Origin of the sequence: Tenacibaculum piscium, assembly GCF_021390755.1 — a bacterium.
GTDB classification, from domain to species: Bacteria; Bacteroidota; Bacteroidia; order Flavobacteriales; family Flavobacteriaceae; genus Polaribacter; species Polaribacter piscius.
Window position 1 is genome coordinate 1 of record NZ_JAJGWR010000024.1, and the last position, 1,708, is coordinate 1,708.

Sequence of the window (1,708 nt, forward strand, 5' to 3'; positions counted from 1 at the left end):
CTCCGTATTACCGCGGCTGCTGGCACGGAGTTAGCCGGTCCTTATTCTTACAGTACCGTCAAGGATGTACACGTACATCGGTTTCTTCCTGTATAAAAGCAGTTTACAACCCATAGGGCAGTCATCCTGCACGCGGCATGGCTGGTTCAGAGTTGCCTCCATTGACCAATATTCCTCACTGCTGCCTCCCGTAGGAGTCTGGTCCGTGTCTCAGTACCAGTGTGGGGGATAATCCTCTCAGACCCCCTACCTATCGTTGCCATGGTAAGCCRTTACCTTACCATCTAGCTAATAGGACGCATAGTCATCTTGTACCCATAAATGTTTAATAGTAAACTGATGCCAGTCAACTACATTATGGAGTGTTAATCTTCATTTCTAAAGGCTATCCTCCTGTACAAGGCAGATTCTATACGCGTTACGCACCCGTTCGCCGGTCGTCATCTGTGCAAGCACAATGTTACCCCTCGACTTGCATGTGTTAAGCCTGCCGCTAGCGTTCATCCTGAGCCAGGATCAAACTCTTCATTGTATATTTTAAATAATATGAATGAATAAGTTTCAAAAGAATTTGTTCTAATTTAATAGAACGTGGTTATTCTACTCTTATTTACGCTGTCAATTTCAATATTTTCAATGAACGTAACTTATTTAGTTACAGATAAGATTTTACTCTTATCATTTTTTGTAGAAATGCTAGAATTGAACTAACTGACATATTATTGTCATTTCCAAATTTCTTTAATCGTTACGCTTTCTGAAAGCGGTTTCAAATATACATTCTTTTATTTGTTTTAAACAAATTAAAATTAACTTATTTTTTACATTTTATTAAAATGATACTTAACGATGTTTTAAGGAACAGTTGTTAACTTTTAAACTTGCGTTTTTCCGTTAGCGGTTGCAAATCTACAACCTTTTTCTAAACTAACAAGGACTTTTTTTATTTATTTTAAAAGTATTTTACTAATCACTGATTATAAACACATTATATTTTTTATTTTTTTGCTATTTTTCAAGTTTTTTTAATTATTTAAAGATAAATAAGACTTTTTAAGCTTTTTTATTGATAATTTATTTTTAAAAATTCTTCGTTTTAAAAGTAGATAATTTAAAATATAGCAGATTTTAATGTTAAATAATCTAATTCCTAGCCCCGATTGAAGTAGCTGTTTGAGCTCTTTTTTGGTTTTATTTTCGAAAAAACAAAAAAAGCGAGTGCGGAAAGCGGGTAATTGCTTCTTATTATTCTTATTTTAAATGTATAAAAATCCTTTTTAATGAGATTTATCTTTAATTTATATTGATTGTTTTATTCGGATATAAAACTTCTTATCTATCCCTCACAGGTTTTAAAAACCTGTGAGGTCTAAGTTTACTAGATTAATTTTATATTTTTTTTAGAAAAACAAAAAAAGTAAGGCACAAAAAAAACCTCAATCTATAAAGATTGAGGTTTCAAAGAAAGGCAACGACCTACTCTCCCACCATTGGCAGTACCATCGGCGCAAATGGGCTTAACTTCTCTGTTCGGGATGGAAAGAGGTGAGCCCCATTGCGATAATCACCTTAAAATGTTTCAGTATATTTCAACTGTATAAGTTAACATATTGGTAAAAATTATATCGTAAATAATCCCCATTCAATCATTTCTAAATCTAAATGATTTGTTGGCTCATCTAAAATTAATAAGTCGGGTTTTTTGATA

The 1,708-nt window shown here is 32.9% G+C and carries 2 rRNA genes; both read right to left on the reverse strand.

Annotation, left to right across the window (positions count from 1 at the left end):
* Window positions 1–532: ribosomal RNA gene (locus tag L0U72_RS11680) — 16S ribosomal RNA — on the reverse strand; the annotation flags it as partial.
* Between the two features lie 931 nt (window positions 533–1,463).
* Window positions 1,464–1,572, reverse strand: a 5S ribosomal RNA gene (gene rrf, locus L0U72_RS11685).
* Window positions 1,573–1,708 lie beyond the last annotated feature (136 nt).